Origin of the sequence: uncultured Pontibacter sp., assembly GCF_947502515.1 — a bacterium.
Classification (GTDB): domain Bacteria; phylum Bacteroidota; class Bacteroidia; order Cytophagales; family Hymenobacteraceae; genus Pontibacter.
This window is the reverse complement of the sequence record NZ_CANNAI010000002.1, coordinates 32,775-58,331: the sequence shown is the minus strand read 5'-3', so window position 1 is coordinate 58,331 and position 25,557 is coordinate 32,775. Positions and strand designations below refer to the sequence as shown.

Below are 25,557 nucleotides of genomic sequence, written 5' to 3'. Positions count from 1 at the left end.
CGTTTGATTTAGTAAATTTAGCTTCATTTTCTGAGATCCCACATGAGATACTTGCTAAAGTATGGTGCGCCTAGCCTGCTATTGCTGCTGGCCCTTAGCTCCTGCCGTAAAGAGCCTGTCTATGACGTAGTACCCGAAATTGAATTCAGGCGTGTGGAGCAGTACCATTTTGTGGATACGCCATTCCCTCAAAGGCCGGATATCACCTCTTTACGAGATTCACTTGTGCTGGTGGTCGGCTTTAAAGACGGAGACGGCAACCTGGGCCTTTCCAGTAACCGGGATTCCGAAGACTTTCAGCCTCCTTTTAATGAAGGCTCCCAGTACGAGCAGAATTTTCATACCGTGATGTACATCAAAGTACAGGATCCGAACAACCCAGGTAATTCCCGCTTTGAGCCCTACCCTTTCCCAGTGCCAGGCTTTCAGTTCTCGGGTCGCTTCCAGCGTCTGTCAGCTGATGATCGCCCGGAACCGCTGGAAGGCGAGATCAAATACAGCATCAACGAAATCAATGCATCCGAATTCCCCTTGCTGCGCCCCGGTGCTGTCATTAAATTTGACATCTACATCTACGACCGCACGACTCCTGTACCAAATCGCAGCAATGTCGTGACAACAGACGAAATAACCTTATTTCAGCCAGCAGTAGGTGGTTGATCGCTTCATTAAAGTATAAAAAGAGCGAGGCCCTGTATCATTTGGTACAGGGCCTCGCTCTTTTTATAGCACTACCTAATTAGTAGATCGTAGGATAAGCCTTTGGATCAGCTTCGTGCATGATCTCGTATACCGCCTCAAACACATCCTCCGGATTCGGCTTAGAGAAGTAGTCGCCGTCAGATGAGTACGGCGGACGGTGCGCATGTGCTGACAGGCACTGTGGCTTGGAATCCAGGTAACGCCAAGCGCCCTGCTCGTCCACCACCTGCTGCATCATATAGGCTGTTGCCCCTCCTGGCACGTCCTCGTCAGCAAACAGAACACGGTTTGTCTTGCGGATGGAGTCTGTGATCATGTGCTCCAGGTCAAATGGCAGCAAAGACTGCACGTCGATCACTTCAGCCGATATACCAAACTCTTCCAACTGACGAGCGGCATCCATCACAATGCGGCACATAGAGCCGTAAGTCACGATGGTGATATCAGTGCCTTCCTTCAATACTTCCGGCTTACCAAGCGGCACAGTAAACTCACCTACGTTGCTAGGAATACGCTCTTTCAAACGATAGCCGTTGAGACATTCAATTACCAGCGCCGGCTCGTCAGACTTGAGCAGTGTGTTGTAGAAACCTGCTGCCTGCGTCATATCACGCGGTACTAACACATGCATGCCTCTGATGCTGTGCAGGATCATACCGATCGGAGAACCGGAATGCCAGATACCTTCCAGGCGATGACCACGGGTACGCACGATCAAAGGTGCCTTCTGGCCTCCTTTGGTGCGGTACTGTAGGCAGGCCACGTCATCAGACAGGATCTGGATGGCATATAATAAGTAGTCCAGGTATTGGATCTCGGTAATTGGGCGCAGGCCACGCAGGGCGGCTCCTATACCTTGACCGATGATCGTACACTCGCGTATACCTGTATCGGTGACACGCAGCTCACCGTGCTTCTCCTGCAGTCCGGCGAAAGCCTGGTTTACGTCACCGATGCGACCAACGTCCTCGCCGATAGCGAACACACGTGGATCACGGGCCAGCATGGCATCAAAGCAGGCCTGCAGCACCTCACGGCCGTCTACCACAGGAGCATCCTCGGCAAACTCAGGCTTGATTTCCTCTACTAACAGAGCAGCCTCTTCAGACTGGCTATATAAATAGGAGTTGAAACGATCCGCATTTTCGCCCATGGTCTGCTCCAGCCAACCCACCAGTTCACGCTTGGCCTGGTTGTTTTCGTCGCGTACGTAGCGCAATACTTTGCGCACCGCTCTCACCGCATCGCTACGGATAGGAGTTGACGTTTTGCGAAGCTCTTCAGTAATAGTGGCGATCTCTGTGATATGCTCACTGGCAGCTGCCAGGTTATCCATCAGCTTCAGAGCCTCCTCGTGATCGGCCTTGATGCTATCTGCAAAAGCAGTCCAGGCGGCAGTACGAGCCTGACGCACGGCTTCTTTGGCTTCATTTTCAATCTGATCAAGCTGGTCAGTAGTTGCTATCTCATTAGACAGCATCCACTCGCGCATCTTCACGAGGCAGTCATACTCTGCTTCCCAAGCCAGACGGTCTTTAGACTTATAGCGCTCGTGCGAACCAGAAGTAGAGTGCCCCTGTGGCTGTGTTACCTCTTCCACATGCACCAATACAGGCACATGTTCTTCGCGGCATACCTTTACGGCTGCTTCGTAGGCTTCGCAGAGGGCGGCATAGTCCCAGCCCTTTACTTTAAATATCTCGTAGCCATGCTCCTCGCGACTGTTGCGCTGGAAACCGGCCAGAATTTCAGAAATGCTGCCCTTAGTGGTCTGGTACTCAGCCGGCACAGAAATACCGTAGCCATCGTCCCAAACCGATACCAGCATTGGCACCTGCAGCACACCAGCAGCATTGATCGCCTCGAAGAACATGCCTTCTGAGGTGGAAGCGTTACCGATCGTACCGAAAGCCACCTCGTTGCCATTCACTGAAAACTGCTGCATCCCCTGCAGATCAGGATTCTGACGGTATAGCTTAGAAGCATAAGCCAGACCTACCAGGCGTGGCATTTGCGAAGCGGTAGGCGAAATATCAGAGCTGGAGTTTTTTTGCTCCATCAGGTTTTTCCAATTGCCCTCCTCGTCGAGCAGGCGGGTACCGAAGTGGCCGTTCATAGCGCGACCGGCTGTGGAAGGCTCGGCCTCTACATCAGTATGCGCATATAATTGAGCAAAGTACTGCTGGAGCGTCAGCTCGCCAATGGCGAACATAAAAGTCTGGTCACGGTAATAGCCAGAGCGAAAATCGCCATTCTGGAAGAACTTGGCCATGGCCAGCTGGGCAACTTCTTTGCCATCGCCGAAAATACCGAACTTGGCTTTACCCATAAAAACCTCCTTGCGGCCGGCAAGGCTCGCATGGCGGCTCTCCCACGCAATACGATAGTCGTTGAGTATTTCCTGAGTGCTTAGTCTTTGAGTTATAGATGCTTCAGCAGTTTGCATGTCTTGTCTGTAAAAGCTAATGATGGATTTTCTCTTCAAAAGTACAGAAGATTAGCCTAAAATCAAATTAGAGCCCTTCTGCCGCCTAATCAGGCATAGGAATTGTTACTGTTTTTTTGTCAAAAGATTTTATATCTTTGTTTGTTTGCAGAACCTCTTTTTACTTTCGCAAAATTTCTTTACTTCGCATTATGAACAGAAAATTTTACTTCCTTACATTCCTTAGCCTTCTGTTGGCTGGTTTTTCAGCCCAGGCGCAGGGCGAGCTCAAGTTTGAGAAAGAGACCCACGATTTTGGCACATTTGCCGAAGGTGTGATCGCTTCTTACGAGTTTGTAGTGAAGAACGTAGGCGACAAGCCTGTGGTTATAGCGCAGGTACAGCCATCTTGCGGCTGCACCACACCGGAGTGGACCAAAGACCCCATCATGCCAGGTAAAACAGGCGTGATCAAGGCGATGTACAACAGCAACGGTCGCCCCGGGCCCTTTCACAAGTCTATTTCTGTGATCTCAAATGCTGCTACACCTCAGGCTGTTATCTTCATTAAAGGAGAGGTTGGACCAAAAGATTTAAAAACTAGTTACACGCCGGAACAAAAAGCAAACTCACCGCGTTTGGCTGTTGGAACTACTTCACACAGCTTCGGAAAACTTGAAAAAGGACAAAAAGCGGTGGCAAAGTTCACAATCAAAAACACAGGTCGGCAGGACCTTGTAGTGCAGGGCGTGAAGTCAAACTGCAACTGTGTAACCTATAAAGTTTCGGAACCAGCATTAAAACCGGGACAGCAGGCAACTTTGGAACTAACCTACATTCCTACAATGTTAAAGGAGCAAAATGAGGTAGTAACCATCGTTTCAAATGATATTGTAATGCCAGACCTGAAGCTCACGCTGAAGGCAAATGTAGTAGAGAGTCTGGCTCAAAAGAATATGTTAAGGGAAGGCAATCAGCCAGTACCTTTCAGATAGTTTTTTTCATAGTTTTATTTTGTACTAATGGCAGTGATTTTATCACTGCCTTTTTTCATTTTATACCTTTTGGTTCTGGCATTCTGGAATAAGTAGGATACAATTTGAAAGTATCCCCATCATTCACTCCCCAATAGCTAGGTCATGTCCGTCTGTCGTGCAAGACCATACCCCCTCCTATCCTATTCCAAATCCCTTTAAATCAACCGTGTGCAAATGTTTATACAATCTTAAAGCAGGTTTCTTGTTTAGCCTTTTATTTCAAGATAGATATGGTATATTTGCGCAGCTTTTCCAATATCTAATACTATAAATAGAACGACATGATTATTGGTGTTCCAAAGGAAATCAAGAATAACGAAAACCGCGTAGGCGTAACCCCTGCCGGCGTGGTGGAACTGGTGCGCAATGGCCACACCGTGTACGTACAGGCTACTGCCGGCGAAGGCAGCGGCTTCCCAGATGATATGTATACCCAGGCTGGTGCTTCTATCCTGCCTAGCATTGAAGAGGTATACGGTATCGCTGAGATGATCATCAAGGTGAAAGAGCCGATTGAGTCGGAGTATAGCCTGATCAAAGAAGACCAGTTGCTGTTCACCTATTTCCACTTTGCTTCATACGAGCCGCTTACGCACGCTATGATCAAGCAAAAAGCGGTTTGCCTTTCTTACGAAACGGTAGAGCGCGCTGACAGAAGCCTTCCATTGCTGGTGCCTATGTCAGAAGTTGCCGGCCGTATGTCAATACAGGAAGGTGCCAAGTACCTGGAGAAACCACTGAAAGGCCGTGGTATTCTGCTGGGTGGCGTACCTGGTGTGCGTCCTGCCAAGGTAATGATCCTGGGCGGTGGTGTGGTAGGTACCAACGCAGCCAAAATGGCCGCTGGTATGGGTGCTGACGTGACCATCCTTGACACGAACCTGGCCCGTCTGCGTTACCTGGACGATATCATGCCAGCCAACGTGAACACTTTCATGTCTAATGAATACAACATTCGCGAACTTCTCCCTACGCACGACCTGATCATTGGCGCTGTGTTGATCCCAGGCGCTAAGGCTCCTCACCTGATCACACGCGACATGCTGAAGGAAATGCGTCCGGGTACAGTGGTAGTAGACGTGGCAGTTGACCAGGGTGGTTGCATCGAAACCTGCAAGCCGACAACGCACGAGAACCCAACTTACATTATCGATGATGTGGTACACTACTGCGTTGCGAACATGCCTGGTGCCGTTCCTTACACTTCAACACTGGCTCTTACCAACGCTACATTGCCTTACGCTATCCAACTGGCGAACAAAGGCTGGAAGCAGGCTTGCGCAGACAGCAACGAACTGAAGCTTGGCTTGAACGTGGTACAGGGCAAAGTAGTGTACAAAGGTGTGGCAGAAGCCTTCAACCTAGAGTACACAGACGTTAACTCTGTTCTTTAATTAAGGTATAGCCTTTCTATAAATGGAGCGCCTTCCTGATTTGTTCGGGAAGGCGCTCCTGTTTTGTGCAGACTATCGTAAAGCGCACCATTTTCGGTATCTTTGTGTTCCAGTGCCGGCATGTCTCCCTACAGAGACAGCCATGATGCTAAGATTCTCTTATTAAACAGATGTTTGACAGTTCATTTCAAGTGCTGCTGCGGCGCCTAGGGCTTGTTTTTCTGCTCTATACCTTGCTGCGTGCCGTTTTCTTCGTCTTCAACTTCGATCACTTTGCCGAAGCCTCCGCCGGGCAGGTGGCATTGGCCTTTGTGCACGGATTCCGCTTTGACGTAGCGGCACTGGTGATCATAAACTCCCTGTTCATACTGCTGTCGCTGCTGCCCCACGGTAACCTGCAGCACCCGTCCTACCAACGTGTACTTCAGTGGCTGTTTGTGCTCACCAACGCACCATTTATCGCCCTGGCGCTCGTCGATGTAGAGTTTTTTAAGTTCATAGGCAGGCGATCGGGCAATGAGGTGTTCACCATTACAGGCGATGTACTGGGGCAATTAGGGCAGCTGGCCAGCTATTATTGGTACATGGGCCTTGTCTTTGCAGGCCTGGTCTTCGCGATCATCAAGCTATACCCAAAGTCCGCTGCTATACCTGACCAAAAACCCGTGCTTTGGCTGCGCTACCTGCGTCTGCTGTTGGTAGCGGGTTTTGTAGTGTTGGGTATACGAGGCGGTATACAGCTAAAACCATTGCGCCCGGCACACGCTTTTGTGCACGAGCATGCTTCGTTGGGGCACCTTTCGCTTAACACGCCTTTTACTTTTATCAAGAGCATAGGCAAAACCACTTTAGAAGAAAAACACTTTTTTGCGTCAGACGAAGAAATGCTGGCCAGTTTGCCAGTTAAGCCGGGCAGGTATGCTATACCTGTCGGAGAGCCGATTCAGGAAAACGTGGTGCTGGTCATTCTGGAAAGCTTTGCCTCCGAGTATGTAGGAGCTCTGAACAACGGCGAGGGCTATACCCCTTTTCTGGACTCGCTGGCCAGTGAGGGGCTTCTTTTCCGCAACAGCTTTGCAAATGGCCGCAAGTCCATTGAGGCGCTGCCTTCCATCCTGTCGGGGCTGCCTTCGCTCCTGCCTGATCCTTACATCACTTCCCCTTACCAGTCCAACACAGTATACAGCGCCGGGCATCTGCTGCGAAACGCTGGCTATACAACTGCCTTTTTCCACGGCGCGATTAACGGCACCATGGGTTTCAATCAGTATACCCAAATGGCTGGTATACAGCACTACTATGGGTTGGATGAGTACCCTTCAGAACTCCGGGCAAAGCATTTTGATGGCAACTGGGGTATCTTTGATGAGCCTTACCTGCAGTACACGGTGCAGGAAATGAGCACATTCCCTCAGCCCTTCTTCAGCACCGTCTTTACGCTCAGCTCACACCAGCCTTATACCGTGCCTGCCCAGCACAAAGGCAGGTTCCTAAAAGGCGAACTGGAAATACATGAGTCTGTGGGTTATGCTGATTATGCCCTACGGGAATTTTTCAAGACGGCTTCCCAGCAGCCATGGTACGAGAATACCCTGTTTATACTGGTAGCCGACCATACCCAGAAAAGCATACGACCGGAGTACCAGCAGGAACTGGGTTATCATCGGGTGCCACTCCTATTGTTTCATCCGGCAAAAAAACTGAAGGCTGATGTGCAGAAGGTGACGCAGCATGCCGATATCCTGCCGACGATTGTAGATTACTTAAGATTACCGAGCGATAAACTGCTGCTATTCGGACAGTCCGTGCTTGACAGTGCCGCAACGGGTCATGCGCTCCTTTACAATGGGATGTCGTATTACCTGGTGCAGCAGGAAGGTGTGACAGAGTTAACGGCATCGGACGAACTACGCTTCCATACTTTCCCGGAACTGGCACCTGCCGAACAGGCAAATACTGCACATGAACAGCAACTGAAAGCCTATGTGCAGTACTTCAAAAACAAAATGGTGGCTAATGACCTGTATTTCTGGCTGCAGAAAAAGTAAGCTGGAAACCCCAAAAAAGCGATTTTGTAAACCTTAAGCGCTATACCTCTGTTCCGGAAGCCGGTGGTATACCTTGCAACGGTGTAAACTGCCGCGTCTCAAAATCAACTTCCCAGCAGTAGTGCTCCATGCCATTGGTGATGACTACATAGCGGGCTTGCAGCACCTGATTATAGACTGATACCTGTTTCACGACATCCTGCGTAATGGGTACATGCGCAGCCTTGCACTCAACAAGCAGATAAGGTTTGCCTTCCTGATCGTACACACACATATCGGTGCGTTTCTGCAACTTGTTGTAGGTGGTGCCCCGTTCAATACTGATAAGGCTTTTAGGATAGCGGTAGGTCCCGATCAGGAAATGCACGAAGTGCTGACGAACCCACTCTTCTGGCGTAAGCAGCACATATTTGCGGCGAAGCGCATCAAAAATCATGACATTAGCGCCAGAATGCTTAATTTTGTAATCAAATGTCGGTAAGTTCAGCATTTCCATTCCGCAATTTACCAAATTTACAGCCTCCGCCCCAGCAAACTCTCCCTTGCCAAGGCGGCTTTTTTATACCTAATTACTTATATTTAAAACATGAAGAGCAAAGAAGAAATTGTAGGCGACTGGTTACCAAGGTATACCGGTGTGCCTTTAGATGAATTTGGCGAGTATATTCTGCTCACGAACTTTATCAATTATGTGCGTATGTTCGCCGACCGCTTCGGCGTGGAGATAAAAGGCCTTGATAAACCGATGCAAACGGCAACGGCCAATAACATCACCATCATCAACTTCGGTATGGGCAGCGCCATGGCGGCCACCGTGATGGATCTGCTCTCTGCCATCAAGCCGAAAGCAGCCCTTTTTCTGGGTAAGTGCGGTGGTTTGAAAAGAAAAACAGCTATCGGTGACCTGATCCTCCCAATCGCGGCTATCCGCGGTGAGGGTACGTCCGATGACTACCTGCCACCAGAAATCCCGGCTCTGCCGTCTTTCCGTCTGCAGCGTGCCGTATCGTCTATGATCAAGAAGCACGAAATGGACTATTGGACCGGTACCGTGTACACTACCAATCGTCGCGTGTGGGAGCATGATGAGGACTTTAAAGAGTACTTGCGCCAGATCCGCGCCATGGGCATCGACATGGAGACCGCCACGATCTTTACGGTTGGCTTCATCAACGAAATTCCGCACGGTGCCCTGCTGCTCGTGTCAGATAACCCGATGATTCCGGAAGGTGTGAAAACCTCTGAGAGCGACAAGCTGGTAACTACTAATTATGTAGAGAAACACCTCAGTATAGGTATAGACTCCCTCATCGAGCTGATCAATTCGGGTGAGTCAGTGAAACACATGCGTTTCGAATAAGCAGATACATGAAAAAAACACTACGTTCCTTTGCAGCCACTGCCCTGTTGGGCCTCACCCTCCTGAATAGCTGCAACACCACCAACACCGGCAGTGAGTCGGTTGACCTGATCGTGTACAATGGCAACGTGTACACCGTGAACGAGAACTTTGACCAGGCCGAGGCCTTTGCCGTGAAAGACGGCAAGATCGTGGCAGTGGGTACGACAGCTGACATCCGGTCCAAGTATAGCGCCACCGAAGAGCTAGACGCTGAAGGTAAAACCATTTACCCCGGCCTGATCGACGGACACGCCCATTTTTTCCGATATGGACTGGCATTGCAGTCGGCTGACCTGGTAGGCACCACCTCGTTCAAAGAAGTGGTGCAGAAGGTCGTGGACCAGCAGAAAGCCTATCCGGAAGCAGACTGGATTACAGGCCGCGGCTGGGACCAGAACGACTGGGCGGTGAAGGAGTTCCCGACAAAGGACACGCTGGATCAACTCTTCCCAGACACACCGATCATCCTTACCCGCATTGACGGCCATGCCGCACTTGTAAACCAGAAAGCCTTGGATCTGGCAGGTATAACACCACAAACGAAAATGGTGGGTGGCCTGGTGGAAGTGGAAGGTGGCAAAATGACCGGTATCCTGATCGACAATGCCATTGATAAAGTGACGACTGTTATACCTGAAGCGGACGAACAGGAGCAGCGACAGGCCTTGCAGAATGCTGAGAAGAATTGCTTTGAAGTGGGCCTTACCTCTGTTGCGGATGCCGGTCTGGACAAGTCTACGGTTGACCTGATGGATGCCATGCACAAAAGCGGTGAACTGCAAATGCGCGTGTACGCCATGATGAATCCGGGCAAGGTAAACCAAGATCACTATTTTGCAAACGGACCTTATAAGACTGACCGCCTGAACGTGCGCTCCTTCAAGGTATACTCTGATGGTGCATTGGGCTCCCGTGGTGCCAACCTGCTCGAACCCTACAGCGACCGCCATAATCATTACGGCTTTTTGCTGGCTTCCGAACAGGAGTTCCGCGAAATAGCCAAGCTGCTCAACCAGCATGGTTTCCAGATGAACACCCACGCCATTGGCGACTCTGCCAACCGCTTGCTGCTCGACATCTACGGTGAAGTACTGGGTGGTAAAAACGACAAGCGCTGGCGTATAGAGCATTCTCAGATCATCAACCCAGCCGATATGGACAAGTTCGGCAGGTATAGCGTACTACCATCAGTGCAGCCTACGCATGCTACATCGGATATGTACTGGGCTGGTGACCGTCTTGGTAAAGAACGCATTGCACATGCCTACCCATTCAAGCAACTGCTCGATCAGAACGGTTACATGCCACTCGGAAGTGACTTCCCGGTTGAGGATATTAACCCTGTTTATGGTTTCCATGCAGCAGTAGCCCGTCAGGATGGTGAAAATTGGCCAGAAGGCGGCTTCCAAATGGAGAATGCTCTGAGCCGTGAAGAAGCTATGCGCGGTATGACAATCTGGGCTGCGAAAGCTGCTTTCGAAGAAAAAGAAAAAGGCAGCATTGAGCCTGGCAAGTTCGCTGACTTCATCGTCGTAGATCGTGACCTGATGAAAGTTCCAAACGACCAGATGCGTGGGCTGCAAGTACTCCGCACCTACGTGAATGGAGTACAGGTATACAAAAAGTAGGATTGAGTTTGAGAGTTTAGCAGGCAGAGACTTTATAATGTAAGGTCGTGCTAGAAGGGCAAACTGCTTCAGAGACAGGTATAGGATGGTAACTTCTTTTAGGGAGGTTGTAATCTGTCCGAATCGTGCTCCAAATAATCAGCAAACGACAAGAAACAAGTGAGCATTCAAGCCCCAACCTAAACCAAAAGCGGCAGCCTAATTAGGCTGCCGCTTTTGGTTTAGACACGTCAGCCATACCTAGCTAGCTACTGCCTCTGTTTCGCCTTGCGGCTCCAAGGACTTTTTACCTTTGATGAGCGAAAGGAAGATAAGGCCTAACACGAAGAAGATAATCAGTGCCAGGATGCTGTAGCGCATCGAACCTGTTACCTGCGCAACCGCTCCGTAAGCCAGGGTGCCGAGCATGATCGACACTTTCTCGGTCACATCATAAAAGCTGAAATAGGAAGCATGATCCTGTGTGGTGGCTGGAATCAGTTTGGAATAGGTCGATCTGGAGAGCGACTGTATACCTCCCATCACGGAGCCAACCACAGCCGCCAGGGCATAAAATTCATATGCGGTGGTGATAAAATAGGCTGCTATGCATATCCCAATCCATATAATGACAGCGATGATCAGGGCTCTGATGTTGCCATACCTGGCTGAGAGTGCTGCAAAACCGTAGGCACCGGCAATGGCCACCAGTTGAATGATCAAAATGGTAATGATAAGGTTATCGCTTGGCAGTTGCAATTCTTCTATGCCAAACAGCGTAGCCACATACATCACCGTCTGTACCCCCATATTAAAGAAGAAATAGGCCAGCAAATAGCGCTTGAGCAGGTGCAGCTCCTTTACCTGATTCAGGACTTTCTGCAGTTCCTTCACACCATTCAGGATCCAGCTCCCCTGCGGATTGCGTCTGTATACGTTGGCTGGCAAATGATAAAAGGTGTACTGGGCAAAGCCGAACCACCAGATGCCTGTCGTCAGAAATGCTATGCGCGGTGGTAAACTTGCGTTTTCAGCAGCAATCCCAAACCACCCCGGTTGCAGAATCATGGCGAGATTGAAAAGCAGCAGGAGCACACTGCCTATATACCCCATGGCAAAACCACGGGCGCTCAAGCGGTCATACTGATCTTCGGTAGCAATCTCGGGCAGGTATGAGTTGTAGAACACGATACTCCCGGTAAAGCCTATAGACGCCAGCATGAAAAGCACAACCGATATTGAGAAAGTCTCTCTTGTAAAAAAGAAGAGTCCGGCGCATGAAATGGACCCCATGTAACAGAACAACTGCATAAACAGCTTCTTACGTCCACTGTAGTCCGCAATGGCTGTCAGGAAGGGGTTCATGAGCACGATCAGCAGGAAAGAGCCCGACACTGCATAAGAAAACAGCACCGAACTCTGAAGCTCCAGCCCAAAGAAGCTTACGATGGTAGAGGCCGTTTCGGGGTGCTCCGATACTGCGCTATAGTAGATCGGGAAGATCGTGGAAATGATGACGAGCGAATAGACCGAGTTAGCCCAGTCATAGACGCACCAGGCCCTGGTGATGGTAGGGTTGTTTTTTTGCATAGCTGAAATATAGCAAAATATTTATTCAGCGTGTGCGTACCTTCAAATTCACTTCAGCTTTTGCCAGAATCTGCAGGATCAGATCCCATAAATGCTCGTACGGTACAATTTCAATTTCTGCATAGGCATCTCCAGGGGCCGGTGTTTCTATCAGTCTCTTGTAAAGCGCCTCCCCTTTTGTGCGGCAAGCCACTGCATCGTAATCTTCTGTCACGGTGAGTACCAGCAGCTTTAAGAAAAGCTTACTACGTAAGCTAAAGGCATCTTTCAGGTGCGTAGAAACATATTTCTTGATGCTCTCGATGCGGTAAAGCAGCGCTTCCGTCTCGCCTCGTTCCAACAAATAAATGAACTGCAACGTGAGGATCGCCACATTAAAGCCCAGCTTATCTTTGCTGTACTCAGGCAGCGAAAGCAGGTATGGATTATTAGCCTCACCTTCCGGAACAGCTGCCTGCGGATAAATCAGCCTGAAGTACGACCGGTACAGCATCCAGCGTTCTTTGGCAATGGTAGGAATGGTTTGTAGGGCACTGTTTTCGATTACTTGCTGCAGCAGTATATCCGCTAGATCATACCTCCGAGCGTGCACGGCCAACAGGAAATAGTTTTCCATATAGGCAAACCAGTTTCGGGTAGACGGCTGGTAAAGCCCCAGGTTTTCCTGCGCATACATCAACCCATCACTCAGCTGCTTTGCCCTTAGGTGAGCATAAACCATGATAAAGTTGTTATAAGTCAGATCAAAGCGATGCGCGTTGATCTTATTCTGCTCAACCAATCTGAGTGCGTCTACTGTGATTGTAATAATATCCTTGAAATTACCTTCCAGTTCGTGATACCAGATATAGGTCCTGTAATAGGCATAGTAAGTGCTAAAAGTGCCTGATTCGTGCCATAGTTTTTCAAGTTGAGCTATTAAAACTGGCAGCTGAGGCAAAAATTCCTTCCTGGTCTTAGTTGATTTACGAAGTTGCATGTTAATGTGCTGGAACATAGAAATCGCTTCACGTTCCTTAACGAATCGCTGCATCGTCATTTTGAGATCTTCTTGAGCTACTGCAAACTTTTTGATCAATCCCTGATCTGAGTATCCCAAACAGAGTAGCTCAAGTGCAGATAGTTTCAGGTCAATGAAATCAAACTCCTGGGCTACAGCGAGTGCTTTGTTAGCTAAGTTAATCACCAGGTCAAACTCATAGCGGGCACGCACTATGTTTGCCTGGTATATTAAACTGTTACACTGAATTTCCTTCTGTCTTACAAAGTTTGCGGTGACCTTTTCAGCATTTACATAATTCAATTCATTAAAGAGCTTCTTTTTAACCCGGTGCTTCAGCATCTTATACCTTACATCATTTGGGTTAGCATTGTAAAGATCTTTTGCAGCCTCCTCATCTGATGAATAATGCCCGAGTTCTATTCCCTGAATGAATTTCTTCTCCTTAATACTTTGCTTAGGAAGTTCAAGCAAAGCTGTTTCAGCCTGACTACAGGAAAGAACGATATCAATCAGTTTTTTAATTTCCTTCATGCAAACTATCAAGTAAAAATTCTATATATTAGAAATCTGTTAGCTTTTTAAAAGTCAAAAAGCACGCTTTACTACTAACTTCAATAAATTTTAGCTTAAATGTAACTGACTAATGTTACTTTTAAAACTTAATTAGATATTAAAATGCAAATACAATAACATCTGCCTATACATTCATAGATTTTATAAATATAATATAAATTAATATTTTTATATTGATAGTTACCTTTATCTAAAAACTTTCTTTTCTTTTCATCTGATCCGTTTGAATCTTTGTTACATAATAAACCGATTTAACCCCTAGAAATCATGGCAACTATCATCATCACTATCATTCTGAACCTGTTGTTGGGCACTCCTACTGACACTACTAAGGAAACAACAACTACTACAAGCACAACTACAACAACTAATACAAATAAAACTGACGACGCCATGAAGGCAATGGGCGGCTCAGGTACTTGGACAACTATTGAGAAATAGGAAAGCAGTCGATTCTTGGGAATTGCTGTATTTTCCCTATCTTGCCTCTACCCGATTTTAGCTAAAGGGAGTCAAGATAAAATGAGGAAAACTCAAGCATTCCTACTAAGCTTATTATTACTACTAAATTTTTGCGGTCAGCCAGCACGGCAGCCTGATGAAGTACGTCTGCGCTTGGCTATAGACCCAGGAAACATAAGCCCTATTAACTACAACTCACAAGAGGCCTTACAGATAATCAATCTGCTCTACCAAAGCCTGCTGACTGTAGATCTTGAAGACAACACACTGAAGCCGGGTCTTGCCTCCGCTTTTCCGGAAGTGGAGCGCAAAGACTCGCTTACTTTTTTCCATTACCAACTGCGCCCCGAGGCCGAATGGTCTGACGGAAGCCCCGTTACAGCGCAGGATGTGGCCTTCACCCTGAAGGTGCTGAAAGCTCCTTTTATACGGAATGAGAGTATTCGCTCACAGGTTGAGTTTATACAAGACATCCAGTTAGACGCTTCTGATCCCAAAAAATTCACACTGGTTTGCCAGGGTTTTACACCTGAAATGCAACTCCTGACCGGTGACTTCTTCATTTTGCCAGCTTATCTACTTGATCCTCAGGGAAGTTTTTCAGCTATACCTTTCACTGCATTGTCGCAGGCTGACAGCACCCAGTATAACACAGCTCATACACGGGCTGTGGCGGCGCGCTGCAACAAGCTGGGCTCACCAGATAGCAAAGACATATTGCAGGGAAGTGCCGGCTATAGACTAGCTGAGTGGGCTACAGGGCAGCACGTTGTGCTGAAACGCAAAGACAACTGGTGGGGGAAGAACACAGGCAATGCCGTCAGTTACCTCAACGCCAATCCTGAGCAGATTAATTTTCAGATTGTACCTGACAATACCACGGCCCTGCTGGCGCTCAAAAATGCGCAACTCGATGTGCTGGACAATATCCCTGTCAATGAATTTGAGCAGCTACAGCAGGATGACAACTTCCTGAAAAACTATGAGCTGCATACCCCGCAAGGCTATGACCTAATCTACGCTGCGATTAACACGCGCAAGGCCAGGTTCCGCGACAAACGAACCAGGCAGGCTATTGCATACCTGATGGATGTGGACGGCATGATCCGGGTTAGCCAGCAGTCCTATGCTACGCCGACAGTAGGGCCTATACCTCCTGACCGGAAAGACTTTTACCACCCACAGCTACGGCCCCGCCCGTACAACCCTGAGCAGGCAGTTACGCTACTAAAAGCTGCTGGCTGGATTCAGGAGCAAAACGGCTGGTACAGAAACCTGAATGGCCAGCGGGAAGATTTACGTATTGAGCTGCTCTACAGAGCCGGCAACACCATGTACGAGCAAATGGCGCTAGTCTTTCAGCAACACGCGGCCAAAGCAGGTATACCTGTGAGTTTGCAGCCGCTTGAGGGAAATGTTTACAACCAGAAGATAGAGCAACTGGATTATGACATGCATTTCAGAGGCATTTCAGGCAATCCTTTCGTCTTCAATTTTAAGCCCCTTTTCCACACGAGCTTTGCCGGCCCAGGCGGGTTTAACACAACTGGCTTTGGCACGCCTGAGAGCGATCAACTGCTGAACCAGATCAATGAAACTGAAAGCGAAACTGAAAAAGCCCGGCAATTGCACAGATTACAGGAGATCATACAGGAAGAAGCTGCTTTTGTGCCACTTTATTTCCGAAAAGAAAAAATAGCTATACACAGCAGGTTCACCAATACCAGGGTATCGGGTGTACGCCCCTATTACGACCTAAGTTCATTTATGCTAAAGCCTTGATGATGCTATGGCCACTTTTGTATTCAGGCGGCTTCTTCTGGCTATACCTACGCTCTGGTTTATAGCATCTGCCATTTTTTTGCTGAGTAAACTGATGCCAGGCGCTTTTGGGAGCACCAGCCTGGGGCAGCAGGAAGCGGGCTATTACAGCCGAAGCGATGTTGCATCGCGCGAGCATAACTACCGCCAGTTTTTAGAGGCTACCGGACAGGACCTGCCGCTGTTTTATTTTAGTATCACCTCCGCCGCCTTACCCGATACCCTGCACCGTGTTTTCCCGGAGCGTGATCGTACCTTCCTGAAAAAGCTTTCCTGGCAGTATGGCAACCCAATGGCAGCCACCCGCTTTTTCAGAAGCCTGAAAGAGTTTGAAAAAGCCCTGTCTGATACAGAGCGTCTGCAGGTACAACAGCATATTTTCTCAATCTATAGTCACCAGGAGCACGCCGAACTCCGGCAAGCCCTGTCAGGTATAGCTCAGCAATTACCTGCCAGATCAGCTATCACTTCTGAGTTGGTAGTTAAGGGTGATACCTTAATGACTGATTCCTCCAGCTATACCTATTTACTCCCATCTCTACAGTGGCACGGTTCTCAGAATCAGTACCACCGCTGGATAGCCGGAATGTTAAAAGGAAGCCTAGGAACTTCACTGCGAGACGGCAGGCCGGTGACCATCGTGCTGGGCGAAGCGGTCGGGAACACCTGGTGGCTGTTGCTAGCAAGTATCGTCGTTGCGGCATTGCTTGCCCTGGAAATGGCCATCCTGATGATACGCCGCTCCGGGCGCATCTGGCGCAGCACGCTGCTTCCCTCTCTTTTCCTGCTGGATAGCGTGCCCCTCTTTGTCCTGGCCATGCTCTTGCTGGTGCTGCTGGCGAGTCCTGCATTTTTACAGCTTTTCCCGGTATATGGTATGGGCTACTACAGTGCTTACGACCAGAACTGGCTACAGCAAACAGGTCAATGGCTGCAGTTCATGGCACTCCCGATGATTTGCCTGGTGCTGGCCAACCTGCCTTACCTCACCAATCAGTTTTACCAGGCGATGTCAGGGGTCGCGGGGCAGGACTATATCCGCACGGCACGAGCAAAAGGTCTTTCTGAGCATCGCGTCATTCGCAGGCACATGCTGCGCAATGCCTTACTGCCCGTCATCACGCTTTTGTCTGATTACCTGCCTGCCCTGGTGGCTGGGGCCGTTATTGTCGAAACCATTTTTGCTATACCTGGCGTTGGCCGATTGCTCATTGACACTGTACTGGCCCGTGACTATCCGGTTATAGTGGGCATCGTTGTCATCGCAGCTGTGTTCAGGTTGTTATCGCACCTGCTGTCTGACCTGCTATATGCCCTGGTTGACCCGCGTATACGCGCCCATGCATCATGAAAAAGCTGTGGCACATAGCGCGTGAGGTATGGCAGCTGGCACCGGCTTTCAGGCTATCCTTGCTATACCTGATTTTGCTGACTGTTGTCGCACTGGCTCTTCCCTGGTTGCCACTTGCTTATGGGCCAAACGAACTGGACCTGGAGCAGATCTTCCAAGCGCCACTGGGATGGGGAAACGAAACTAACAAACCCAAGCACTGGCTCGGAACGGATGGCCTCGGCCGTGATGTATTAGCTAATGTGTTGTATGGGATCCGTACGGCATTTGCCATCAGTCTGCCTGTTATGGTGATGGCCAGCCTGATCGGCTTGATGCTTGGAGCAGTAGCGGGACTTTTCGGAAACCGCCGTCTGCGCCTAAGCCGGTCCTTGCTGGCAGCTTTGCTCTTCGCCCTGTTACCTTTTACCTATTATGGCATCTATCTCCCTACAATGTTGTACAGCCAGGGAGCCCCTTACTCTGACTTCTTGCTCACAGGCACTGTTGCTATCAGCTTGAGTTTAGTGTTTGTACTTGTTTCTGCACCGCTTTTCAACCGAATGCCTTTTCTCAGAAGGACGATTCATTTTCCAACTGATGAGCTTTTGCTAAGAATAATTGAGATACAGACGAGCATCCCCCGATTAATTTTGATATTGGTACTAGCGGCTATAGTACCACCTACCCTGCCAGCTCTATCAGTGTTGCTCGTACTTACTTTCTGGACAGGAACGGCCCGGTTGGCAAGAGCAGAGATGCTCCGCATCAGAGAACTGCCCTTTTTTGAGGCCGCTACGAGTCTGGGATTCACACAAAGACGCCTTCTGGTGCAACATGCACTTCCACTCCTATTGGGGCCGGTGCTGGTCGCATTTTCATTTGGCTTAGCCGGTTTGCTCATGCTGGAGTCTACGCTGTCATTTCTGAACATCGGCGTGAGCACCGACCTGGTGAGCTGGGGCAGGATGATAGCCGGTATTCGCACTAACACGTCTGCCTGGTGGCTCGTTGCTATACCTGGTGCCATGCTATCACTCACAGTCCTCGCTCTGCAGACTTTCAGCTATTACATTCTGCGTTTCTTACAGCATAAAAAGTAAACACTCCTTTGTTACTTTTTACCATATACCCTCTCACATATAGCTTGCAAATACCCAATTAAGAAGCTACCAAAGCACATTTTGTTAGTTAATTTATAATTATATTTAAAATAATTCAAGTTACCTTATGAAAATATGTTTCCTGTGTTAGGAGAGTGCGTTACTGTATTATTGTATCATACAAAACCAAACTACCCAATCACATGAAGATCTATGAAAGCACAGTCGGCATGTCAAAGCAGAGCATTGGCTGCCGCAACAACTTAAAAACTACAAAAAGCAATTCCCAGGTTGAGGATTCGCAGGAATACTCTACCATTGATGGGGAGGTGATTAATTCGTCATTAGGCTCAGACGCGGTTAAGAAAGGAACTGGTCTGTTTATAGGCGATTATTTCGTAGGTATACTGGACTCGCTCTCCGGGGTGAACAACATGCCTTACCTACGCTACTAATACAAGGCCGCTACACCTTGAGAATAGAATAGAATAGAATAGAAATAGATTGAATAGATAATATTAGTGTTGGTTGTTTGTGTTTAGATTAGGCATTTGCCCTGCAGTCCCCTGCAGGGCATTTGTTTTGTAGCCTATCTCAAAGGGCTTATACCCACCCTTTGCGCTCACTGAAGTGATTACAGCCGAACTGTGCCCCTGTAATCATCTCAAATTTTCTGGGCTTCTTATCTTCCGGGCCTTCATGTACCAGCGGCAACACATAAGCCGGCTCCAGGGCATGCTGCCCGGTTAACTCATCGCACAAGCCAAATTCATTGCTTTGAAGTTGTACTTTGTTTGGGTCCTGCTCCCAATGATTGCAGTTATTGCATGTTGCTTCCATATCTAAAATTTTTAAGTCCTACATTATTCTTCTAATCCATATTTACCTGTTATTACCCACAACAGGTTGCATACACCCCTTGTTATACAGTAATTTAGAATAAAGCTAAACAATCACATCTGCCAAAAATTCACCACCCCTATCAGGTAGCTATCATTAATGCCAAAAGGTGCATGTCATATCCTTTACAGTACGCAGCGAGTATAAACTTTCAAGGAATAAAACTCGAAACAATCGCTACATATAGCTTACGTGCATGAAGCAAGAAATCTCATTTATCCGCAAAGTTGTCATTACCACCTCGGTTGTATTGTTATTAAGTGCTGCGCTGGCTTTGGTTTTATACGCTGTGCATTTTTTCTTCCTGGTGTTCGCCAGCATCCTGTTTGCCGTGCTGCTACGTGCCATGACCAATTGGCTGCATGATAAAACAGGTTTGGGCAAAGGGCTGGCTTTGGCGCTTTCTTCGCTGTTGTTTTTCGGGCTGATTTTTCTTGCAGGTTGGCTCATTGCCCCTACCGTGCAAGCGCAGATAGAAGATTTGCGTGAAACCTTGCCCTCTTCCATCGAACGACTAAAGGACCAGTTGGGCCGAACAAGCTGGGGCGCAAAAGCACTCGACGAGCTCGAGAGCAGCCAGGAGAGCATGATGCCTGAAACACAGGAAATCGTGAATAAGGCTCAGACTTTCTTTACCTCCACCATCAGCATCATCACCGATCTGTTTATCGTGATTGTGATCGGTATTTTCTTCGCATCGAGCCCGGCACAGTACCAGAAGGGCATTGTTAGCCTGGTTCCGGTACGGCACCGCACACGGCTGTGGGAAGTGCTGGACAAAAGCTATGAAACACTTAAGTGGTGGCTATTCGGGAAGCTCGTCACCATGGTGTTTGTGGGCATTCTGACGGCCGTCGGATTGATGCTGCTCGGTATACCCATGGCACTGGCGCTGGCCGTTATCGCCTTCTTCCTGGATTTCATTCCTACTGTCGGTCCCATTATTGCTTCTGTCCCAGCCATCCTGATCGCCTTTCTGGACGGCCCCATGACGGCGCTGTATGTAGCCATCCTTTACTTCATCATTCAGTCTATTGAAAGTTATCTGCTAGCGCCCCTCATCTTTGAAAAAACCGTGCACATTTCACCCGTGATCACCCTTCTCTCGCTGGTACTTTTCGGTATACTGGTCGGTCCGCTAGGTGTGATACTGGCTGCCCCGCTGGTGGCTGTGCTGCAGGTGTTTGTGCGGGAGCTTTACATAAAAGACTACCTCGAGCGTGACCTGCCCAAAAATCAGTAAAGCTGCTTACCAGGTACTGATCTATACTTCCCTGATTCCGGCCAAATTTGCGAAACACGGCTTTTTGAGCGAAATTGGCAGAAAAAGTGCTATATGAAAATCAAGCTCATCGCGATCGGTAAAACTGACGAGGCATTTCTGGAAGAGGGTATACAGAAGTATATGAAGCGACTGAAGCATTACCATCCGTTCGAGTTCATCATTATACCTGACATCAAACAGGGAGGAAAGTTCACAGAGGAAAACCTGAAAGAGGCCGAAGGCAAACTGCTACTTCAAAAGCTACAGGACGGCGACCATGTGGTGTTGCTCGACGAGAAAGGCAAAACCTTTACCTCTACCGAATACGCACATTTCCTGCAAAAGAAACTCAACTCCGTTACCACTAACCTGGTTTTCATCATCGGGGGCGCCTACGGCTTCTCTCCTGCTATTTATGAGCGGGCCAACGACAAAATCTCTCTTTCTAAAATGACTTTCTCGCACCAAATGGTCCGCTTGTTTTTTGTAGAGCAGCTATACCGGGGTTTCACGATTCTGAGGGGAGAGAAGTATCATCATGACTAAGGTTTAGGAGTTCTCCTTATATAAGGACTTAACTCAATAGAATCAGATTGGGAAAATACACTTACTAGTAACCATTAAACGCGCCAAACAAAATAGCCTGCAAGTTATTCACTTACAAGCTCTTTCGGGTTATGCAGCAGAGAGCAAGGGATTCAAGTCCCACTTTTTGAAGTTTAGCATCATTCAATAACAAACCACCTGCAAAAGCAACACCTGAGGCCGGTATCACATAGCGCTGTTTTCCGAGTGGTTGAACTACGTAAGAGATTCTGTCGGCTGTTGTGTCACAATGTTTTTGCGTACACGGAATTGGGTACTTCAAACGCTGTTCGGGCAATTGCTCCATATGTGCCATCACTTGTTCCCGGAAGTATACCCTGTGAAACGGCTTGGACAGCAAACCACACTGGTATACGATATCCGCCGACAGCGATGCCTGCATCTTCTGATTGATGACCTGCGATAAGGTAACGGAGAGGTTGCAGGATTACCTTTTGTTGGTGACAACCTTTTTGTTCTTTCTGAGGCTGCTTCTCCCCTGTAGCTTCTGACTGCAGGAAGCTGCGAATTTATCAAGTGCGTTGCGGCTCCTGCTGTTCTGTTACAGTTAGTCAGCGACTACCATCAGCATGGCTGCTTTCTTCATCATTCAGCGGGATCAGTATAGCAAGCGAGGGCTTTGTGACGACAGTAAAGTCCGCTTCAGTTTGCTATACCTTCGTGGGAAAAATTAACTGAATCACACCTTCTGCGTCCCTACTTTGTGCTCTGCATAGTAGCCTTCGAACCAGTTCATGAAAAGATCTATACCTTGTTTCAAAGTGGTTCGGGGTCTGTAGCCTATGGCAGCTACAAGTGCATCTACATTAGCGTATGTGACAGGCACATCTCCAGGCCGCATCGGCATCAGCTCTAGGTTCGCCTTCATCTGCAGGCGTCGTTCCAGTGCAGCCACCAACTCCATAATCTGCACCGGCTGATTGTTTCCTATATTGTAAAGGCGGTAAGGAGCGCTTGCTTTATGACCAGCTTTGCTTTTCGGAGCTGCTTTTAACAGTTTGACAATAGCGGCAGTAACATCACCAACATAAGTAAAGTCCCGCCACATATTCCCTTGGTTGTATAGCTGAATGGGCTGCCCTTCTATAATGCTTTTAGCAAAACTGAAATAAGACATATCGGGACGCCCCCAAGGTCCGTACACTGTAAAAAAACGCATACCGGTAGTCGGAATTTTATAGAGGTGTGCGTAACTATAAGCCATTACCTCGTTCGCCTTTTTGGTAGCGGCATAGAACGAAACAGGACGGTCTGTAACATGGTCTACAGAAAATGGGATTTCCGCGTTTTCCCCATAAACGGAGCTAGACGATGCAAAAAGGAAGTGCTTCACAGGGTATTTACGGCAGACTTCCAGCAGATTTGCAAAGCCTACCAGATTACTTTCCACGTAGGCCATAGGGTTCTCCAGACTGTAAGCTACTCCTGCCTGCGCTGCCAAGTTGACCACCACATCAAATCGCCTTGCTCCAAACAACTGCTCAAGAACGGTTTTGTCGGACAGGTCCAGGCGAATAAATGAGAAATTTTTATTCAACTGACTCTCAACAAGGTTCCCGGACTCAATCTCCAAACGTTTAAAACCCTGTTTAGCTAAACGGGCGTATTTTAGATCGGGATCATAGTAATCATTGATATTATCCAGACCAACCACCTCGTATGGATGTTGCTGAAGTGCCTGCATTAAGTGATGGCCTATAAATCCTGCACTACCCGTTATTAAAACACTTTTCCTTTTCCTCACTCTTGTACACGCCTCCATGTTAACCCGCCTATACCTTCAATCAATATAGCTGATATACAAAGGATTATATACGTTTTACATCTACTGAAAGACAGTTAAATATTGAATATTCACAAGTAAATTTAGCTGTAACAGATGGGTTCAATGTTGAGTCGGGCATTTTGCGTGGCTAACGGCTTAAGAATTTAATTTCCATGTGTTACTCCACTCCTCCAGCTATACCTGGGTGGTACTGTGTCTTTGAATGGTGTCAAAGGCAGACTCCTTATGTTTAAAGCAGATCTGTCTGACAGGTATGTATAAAAAAACAATTAGTTACACACCAATTCGTGTACCCGAAAACGGAATGCTCTGGATACCCGAATTTGCCACATCAGAAAGGAACAAAAATATAAAAATTCAGGTAGTGCTAAAACAAAAAAGCCCTTAAATCGCTGATTTAAGGGCTTTTTATACTAATTAATATGGTATTTCGCAGAGAGCAAGGGATTCGAACCCTTGATACCCTTTTGGGGTATACACACTTTCCAGGCGTGCTCCTTCGACCACTCGGACAGCTCTCTATTGTGGGTACAAATATACGCCAATAACTTACACTATCGCAAATTTTTGACCTGCTATACCTTAAATATATTGCACTGGGCTAGATGCTGATCTCACCGCGCAAGTTACTGGCAAGCAGCTCACGGGTTTGCGTTGTCGGCAGGTCGAGCCCGAGCACAAACATCAACTTCGTAATCGCCGCTTCTGTCGTGATGTCATCGCCGCCGATCACCCCCATGTTGAGCAGGAATTTACTGGTTTCGTAACGGCCCTGGTCTACCCTGCCCTCGTCGCACTGCGATACGTTCAGGATGTAAATTCCCCTTGATATAGCATCTTCCAGCATCTCGAGCAGCCAGCCTGCTGTAGGCGCATTACCTGCCCCGAACGTCTCCAGTACTACCCCACGCAATCCCGGCGCTTCCAGCACACTGCGCATTACCTGGGGTGTTATACCCGGAAAAAGCTTCAGGATCGCCACATTGTCATCCAGTTGCTGGTGCACATGTAATGGTCTCTCCGGATGCGGCAAAATAGCACTTTCATAAAAATCGATGCTGATCCCGGCTTTGGCCAGCAGTGGGTAGTTCTCCGACTTAAAGGCATTGAAATGCCGGCTCTCTACTTTCTTGGCCCGGTTCCCCCTGATAAGCAGGTTATGGAAATAGATGCAAACTTCGGGAACAATGCTTTTCCCGTTAACTTTAGTGGCCGCAATCTGCAGGGCCGATATCAGGTTTGCGCGCGCATCGGTACGAGTACGCCCGATCGGCACCTGCGCACCTGTAAAGATGACAGGCTTCTCCAGGTTCTCGAGCAGATAGCTAAGCGCGGAGGCGCTGTAAGCCATAGTATCGGTGCCGTGCAGAACCACAAAGCCATCATAATCGGAGTAGTTATCGCGGATCAGGTTGGCCAGCATCAGCCAGTCACTTGGCGCCACGTTAGACGAATCGATGGCCGGCTCTATGCTCAGCACCGTCAGCATATACTTGAAGTTGCTCAGCTCGGGTACTTTCTGCAGTATCTGGCTAAAGTTGAAAGGCACCAGGTGGTGTTTTTCGTCATACACCATACCTACCGTTCCTCCCGTGTAGATGATCAGAATGGAGGCCTCCGCATGTGCGGGTGCGGCGGTGTCAATATGGGTTTTTACTACATCCATCACTTAGAGTTTAAAAAGGTTGAGGGCGTTGCAGGTTGTGGTTTGTGCCACTTCCTCTACGGGCTTCTGCATCAGTTCGGCCACGCGGCGGGCTACCAACGGCAGGTATACAGGCTCGTTGCGCTTGCCACGATGCGGCACGGGTGCCAGGTAAGGACAGTCAGTTTCGAGCACCAGGTTGTCCAGGCTCACATGCGGCAGTACCTTGTCCAGGCCACCGTTCTTAAAGGTAGCCACACCGCCTATACCCATCAGGAAGCCGAGTTCCTTTACTTTCTCTGCCTGCTCCACGGTACCCGAAAAGCAATGAAATATACCTTTCAGACTGCCGTCTTGCGCAGCGGCGATGATCTCGTATGTTTCGTCAAATGAGTCTCGGGTGTGAAGCACGATCGGAAGCTGGTGCTTTTTTGCCAGCTCCACCTGCACTCTGAGGGCCTCCTGCTGCTGTGGCAGAAAAGTCTTGTCCCAGTACAGGTCGATGCCGCATTCGCCCACGGCTGCAAACTTGCGCTTGCCCAGCCATTCTTCCACCAGGTATAGTTCTTTTTCAAAGTCCTTGTCCACTGAAGTCGGGTGCAGGCCCATCATGGCAATGCACTGGTTTGGGTGCTTCTCCTCCGTCTCCAGCATGATATCAATAGAGGTATGGTCGATGTTGGGCATGTAGATCTTCTCTACCCCCTCGGCCAGCGCCCTTGCAAGCGCCTCCTCCCGGTCCTGCTTAAATTGCTCTGAATAGATATGTGCGTGCGAATCAACTAAAGTCATCTGTGTCGTTTTGAATCAAAAATCTCGGCACAAAGGTCCGAACTAATGGCTAAGGCTGCAAGGAGAA

21 protein-coding genes and 1 tRNA gene are annotated in these 25,557 nt (G+C 48.5%); 13 read left to right on the top strand and 9 right to left on the bottom strand.

The window, feature by feature from the left end:
• Nucleotides 1-42: 42 nt before the first annotated feature.
• The gene (locus tag Q1A54_RS05030) at nt 43-660 is read left to right on the top strand and encodes a hypothetical protein (RefSeq protein WP_299985556.1); all 618 of its coding nucleotides are present in this window, start codon (nt 43-45) and stop codon (nt 658-660) included.
• 79 nt (nt 661-739) lie between these two features.
• On the opposite strand, the gene Q1A54_RS05025 is transcribed toward Q1A54_RS05030, so the two are convergent.
• Nucleotides 740-3,148, bottom strand: coding sequence for a thiamine pyrophosphate-dependent enzyme (locus Q1A54_RS05025; protein ID WP_299985554.1), 2,409 nt, complete (start codon nt 3,146-3,148; stop codon nt 740-742).
• Between the two features lie 191 nt (nt 3,149-3,339).
• Here Q1A54_RS05025 and Q1A54_RS05020 point away from each other — a divergent pair, with 191 nt between their 5' ends.
• The 3 genes from Q1A54_RS05020 to Q1A54_RS05010 all read left to right on the top strand — a co-directional run bounded on the left by Q1A54_RS05020 (nt 3,340) and on the right by Q1A54_RS05010 (nt 7,606).
• Nucleotides 3,340-4,122, top strand: coding sequence for a DUF1573 domain-containing protein (locus Q1A54_RS05020; protein WP_007655907.1), 783 nt, complete (start codon nt 3,340-3,342; stop codon nt 4,120-4,122).
• 323 nt (nt 4,123-4,445) lie between these two features.
• Complete coding sequence (gene ald / locus Q1A54_RS05015) at nt 4,446-5,558, top strand: alanine dehydrogenase (RefSeq protein WP_007655908.1); 1,113 nt, start codon at nt 4,446-4,448, stop codon at nt 5,556-5,558.
• Nucleotides 5,559-5,728: 170 nt separating this feature from the next.
• The gene (locus Q1A54_RS05010) at nt 5,729-7,606 is read left to right on the top strand and encodes an LTA synthase family protein (protein ID WP_299985551.1); all 1,878 of its coding nucleotides are present in this window, start codon (nt 5,729-5,731) and stop codon (nt 7,604-7,606) included.
• Nucleotides 7,607-7,646: 40 nt separating this feature from the next.
• On the opposite strand, the gene Q1A54_RS05005 is transcribed toward Q1A54_RS05010, so the two are convergent.
• On the bottom strand, nt 7,647-8,102 hold the full coding sequence (locus tag Q1A54_RS05005) for a type I restriction enzyme HsdR N-terminal domain-containing protein (RefSeq protein WP_299985549.1): 456 nt from the start codon (nt 8,100-8,102) through the stop codon (nt 7,647-7,649).
• 90 nt (nt 8,103-8,192) lie between these two features.
• Here Q1A54_RS05005 and Q1A54_RS05000 point away from each other — a divergent pair, with 90 nt between their 5' ends.
• Together Q1A54_RS05000 and Q1A54_RS04995 are read left to right on the top strand one after the other, a co-directional pair.
• Nucleotides 8,193-8,966 (top strand): AMP nucleosidase, encoded by a 774-nt coding sequence (locus Q1A54_RS05000; RefSeq protein WP_007655911.1) that lies wholly within the window; start codon nt 8,193-8,195, stop codon nt 8,964-8,966.
• An 8-nt stretch (nt 8,967-8,974) separates the two neighbouring features.
• The gene (locus Q1A54_RS04995; protein ID WP_299985546.1) at nt 8,975-10,636 is read left to right on the top strand and encodes an amidohydrolase; all 1,662 of its coding nucleotides are present in this window, start codon (nt 8,975-8,977) and stop codon (nt 10,634-10,636) included.
• Nucleotides 10,637-10,876: 240 nt separating this feature from the next.
• Here the strand turns inward: Q1A54_RS04995 and Q1A54_RS04990 are convergent, their stop codons facing one another.
• Together Q1A54_RS04990 and Q1A54_RS04985 are read right to left on the bottom strand one after the other, a co-directional pair.
• A complete protein-coding gene (locus Q1A54_RS04990; protein ID WP_299985544.1) occupies nt 10,877-12,205 on the bottom strand; it encodes an MFS transporter in 1,329 nt (442 codons plus the stop codon).
• 25 nt (nt 12,206-12,230) lie between these two features.
• Nucleotides 12,231-13,679, bottom strand: coding sequence for a hypothetical protein (locus Q1A54_RS04985; protein WP_299985542.1), 1,449 nt, complete (start codon nt 13,677-13,679; stop codon nt 12,231-12,233).
• 369 nt (nt 13,680-14,048) lie between these two features.
• On the opposite strand from Q1A54_RS04985, the gene Q1A54_RS04980 reads away from it, so the two are divergent.
• The 5 genes from Q1A54_RS04980 to Q1A54_RS04960 all read left to right on the top strand — a co-directional run bounded on the left by Q1A54_RS04980 (nt 14,049) and on the right by Q1A54_RS04960 (nt 18,952).
• A complete protein-coding gene (locus tag Q1A54_RS04980) occupies nt 14,049-14,222 on the top strand; it encodes a hypothetical protein (RefSeq protein ID WP_299985540.1) in 174 nt (57 codons plus the stop codon).
• Nucleotides 14,223-14,396: 174 nt separating this feature from the next.
• Entirely contained in the window at nt 14,397-16,025 is a 1,629-nt protein-coding gene (locus Q1A54_RS04975) for an ABC transporter substrate-binding protein (RefSeq protein ID WP_299985538.1), read from the top strand.
• A 7-nt stretch (nt 16,026-16,032) separates the two neighbouring features.
• The gene (locus tag Q1A54_RS04970) at nt 16,033-17,415 is read left to right on the top strand and encodes an ABC transporter permease (protein ID WP_299985536.1); all 1,383 of its coding nucleotides are present in this window, start codon (nt 16,033-16,035) and stop codon (nt 17,413-17,415) included.
• Nucleotides 17,412-18,497 (top strand): ABC transporter permease, encoded by a 1,086-nt coding sequence (locus Q1A54_RS04965; RefSeq protein ID WP_299985534.1) that lies wholly within the window; start codon nt 17,412-17,414, stop codon nt 18,495-18,497. The genes Q1A54_RS04970 and Q1A54_RS04965 overlap by 4 nt, the downstream gene beginning before the upstream one ends.
• A 203-nt stretch (nt 18,498-18,700) precedes the next feature.
• Entirely contained in the window at nt 18,701-18,952 is a 252-nt protein-coding gene (locus Q1A54_RS04960) for a hypothetical protein (RefSeq protein WP_196120574.1), read from the top strand.
• Between the two features lie 148 nt (nt 18,953-19,100).
• Here Q1A54_RS04960 and Q1A54_RS04955 read toward each other — a convergent pair whose 3' ends face one another.
• On the bottom strand, nt 19,101-19,337 hold the full coding sequence (locus tag Q1A54_RS04955) for a hypothetical protein (RefSeq protein WP_007658863.1): 237 nt from the start codon (nt 19,335-19,337) through the stop codon (nt 19,101-19,103).
• A 256-nt stretch (nt 19,338-19,593) separates the two neighbouring features.
• Between Q1A54_RS04955 and Q1A54_RS04950 the strand changes: the two genes are divergently transcribed.
• Entirely contained in the window at nt 19,594-20,640 is a 1,047-nt protein-coding gene (locus Q1A54_RS04950) for an AI-2E family transporter (protein WP_299985531.1), read from the top strand.
• 93 nt (nt 20,641-20,733) lie between these two features.
• A complete protein-coding gene (rlmH, locus tag Q1A54_RS04945) occupies nt 20,734-21,207 on the top strand; it encodes a 23S rRNA (pseudouridine(1915)-N(3))-methyltransferase RlmH (protein ID WP_299985530.1) in 474 nt (157 codons plus the stop codon).
• Nucleotides 21,208-21,946: 739 nt separating this feature from the next.
• On the opposite strand, the gene Q1A54_RS04940 is transcribed toward rlmH, so the two are convergent.
• The 4 genes from Q1A54_RS04940 to Q1A54_RS04925 all read right to left on the bottom strand — a co-directional run bounded on the left by Q1A54_RS04940 (nt 21,947) and on the right by Q1A54_RS04925 (nt 25,490).
• Nucleotides 21,947-23,029, bottom strand: a complete 1,083-nt coding sequence (locus tag Q1A54_RS04940) for an NAD-dependent epimerase/dehydratase family protein (RefSeq protein ID WP_299985528.1) — start codon at nt 23,027-23,029, stop codon at nt 21,947-21,949.
• A gap of 457 nt (nt 23,030-23,486) precedes the next feature.
• A tRNA-Ser gene (locus Q1A54_RS04935) sits at nt 23,487-23,574 on the bottom strand.
• 80 nt (nt 23,575-23,654) lie between these two features.
• On the bottom strand, nt 23,655-24,719 hold the full coding sequence (locus Q1A54_RS04930) for an asparaginase (RefSeq protein WP_299985526.1): 1,065 nt from the start codon (nt 24,717-24,719) through the stop codon (nt 23,655-23,657).
• A 3-nt stretch (nt 24,720-24,722) separates the two neighbouring features.
• Nucleotides 24,723-25,490, bottom strand: a complete 768-nt coding sequence (locus Q1A54_RS04925) for a TatD family hydrolase (protein WP_299985524.1) — start codon at nt 25,488-25,490, stop codon at nt 24,723-24,725.
• Between the last annotated feature and the right edge of the window lie 67 nt (nt 25,491-25,557).

Coding starts and splice junctions, on each gene's coding strand:
- Q1A54_RS04960 (WP_196120574.1), top strand. CDS start 18,701: ATGAAGATCTATGAAAGCACAGTCGGCATGTCAAAGCAGAGCATTGGC.
- Q1A54_RS05020 (WP_007655907.1), top strand. CDS start 3,340: ATGAACAGAAAATTTTACTTCCTTACATTCCTTAGCCTTCTGTTGGCT.
- Q1A54_RS04930 (WP_299985526.1), bottom strand. CDS start 24,719: ATGGATGTAGTAAAAACCCATATTGACACCGCCGCACCCGCACATGCG.
- Q1A54_RS04925 (WP_299985524.1), bottom strand. CDS start 25,490: ATGACTTTAGTTGATTCGCACGCACATATCTATTCAGAGCAATTTAAG.
- Q1A54_RS04950 (WP_299985531.1), top strand. CDS start 19,594: ATGAAGCAAGAAATCTCATTTATCCGCAAAGTTGTCATTACCACCTCG.
- Q1A54_RS05000 (WP_007655911.1), top strand. CDS start 8,193: ATGAAGAGCAAAGAAGAAATTGTAGGCGACTGGTTACCAAGGTATACC.
- Q1A54_RS05025 (WP_299985554.1), bottom strand. CDS start 3,148: ATGCAAACTGCTGAAGCATCTATAACTCAAAGACTAAGCACTCAGGAA.
- Q1A54_RS04995 (WP_299985546.1), top strand. CDS start 8,975: ATGAAAAAAACACTACGTTCCTTTGCAGCCACTGCCCTGTTGGGCCTC.
- Q1A54_RS05005 (WP_299985549.1), bottom strand. CDS start 8,102: ATGGAAATGCTGAACTTACCGACATTTGATTACAAAATTAAGCATTCT.
- Q1A54_RS04965 (WP_299985534.1), top strand. CDS start 17,412: ATGAAAAAGCTGTGGCACATAGCGCGTGAGGTATGGCAGCTGGCACCG.
- Q1A54_RS04970 (WP_299985536.1), top strand. CDS start 16,033: ATGGCCACTTTTGTATTCAGGCGGCTTCTTCTGGCTATACCTACGCTC.
- ald (WP_007655908.1), top strand. CDS start 4,446: ATGATTATTGGTGTTCCAAAGGAAATCAAGAATAACGAAAACCGCGTA.
- Q1A54_RS04990 (WP_299985544.1), bottom strand. CDS start 12,205: ATGCAAAAAAACAACCCTACCATCACCAGGGCCTGGTGCGTCTATGAC.
- Q1A54_RS04980 (WP_299985540.1), top strand. CDS start 14,049: ATGGCAACTATCATCATCACTATCATTCTGAACCTGTTGTTGGGCACT.
- Q1A54_RS04940 (WP_299985528.1), bottom strand. CDS start 23,029: ATGGAGGCGTGTACAAGAGTGAGGAAAAGGAAAAGTGTTTTAATAACG.
- Q1A54_RS04955 (WP_007658863.1), bottom strand. CDS start 19,337: ATGGAAGCAACATGCAATAACTGCAATCATTGGGAGCAGGACCCAAAC.
- rlmH (WP_299985530.1), top strand. CDS start 20,734: ATGAAAATCAAGCTCATCGCGATCGGTAAAACTGACGAGGCATTTCTG.
- Q1A54_RS05030 (WP_299985556.1), top strand. CDS start 43: ATGAGATACTTGCTAAAGTATGGTGCGCCTAGCCTGCTATTGCTGCTG.
- Q1A54_RS05010 (WP_299985551.1), top strand. CDS start 5,729: ATGTTTGACAGTTCATTTCAAGTGCTGCTGCGGCGCCTAGGGCTTGTT.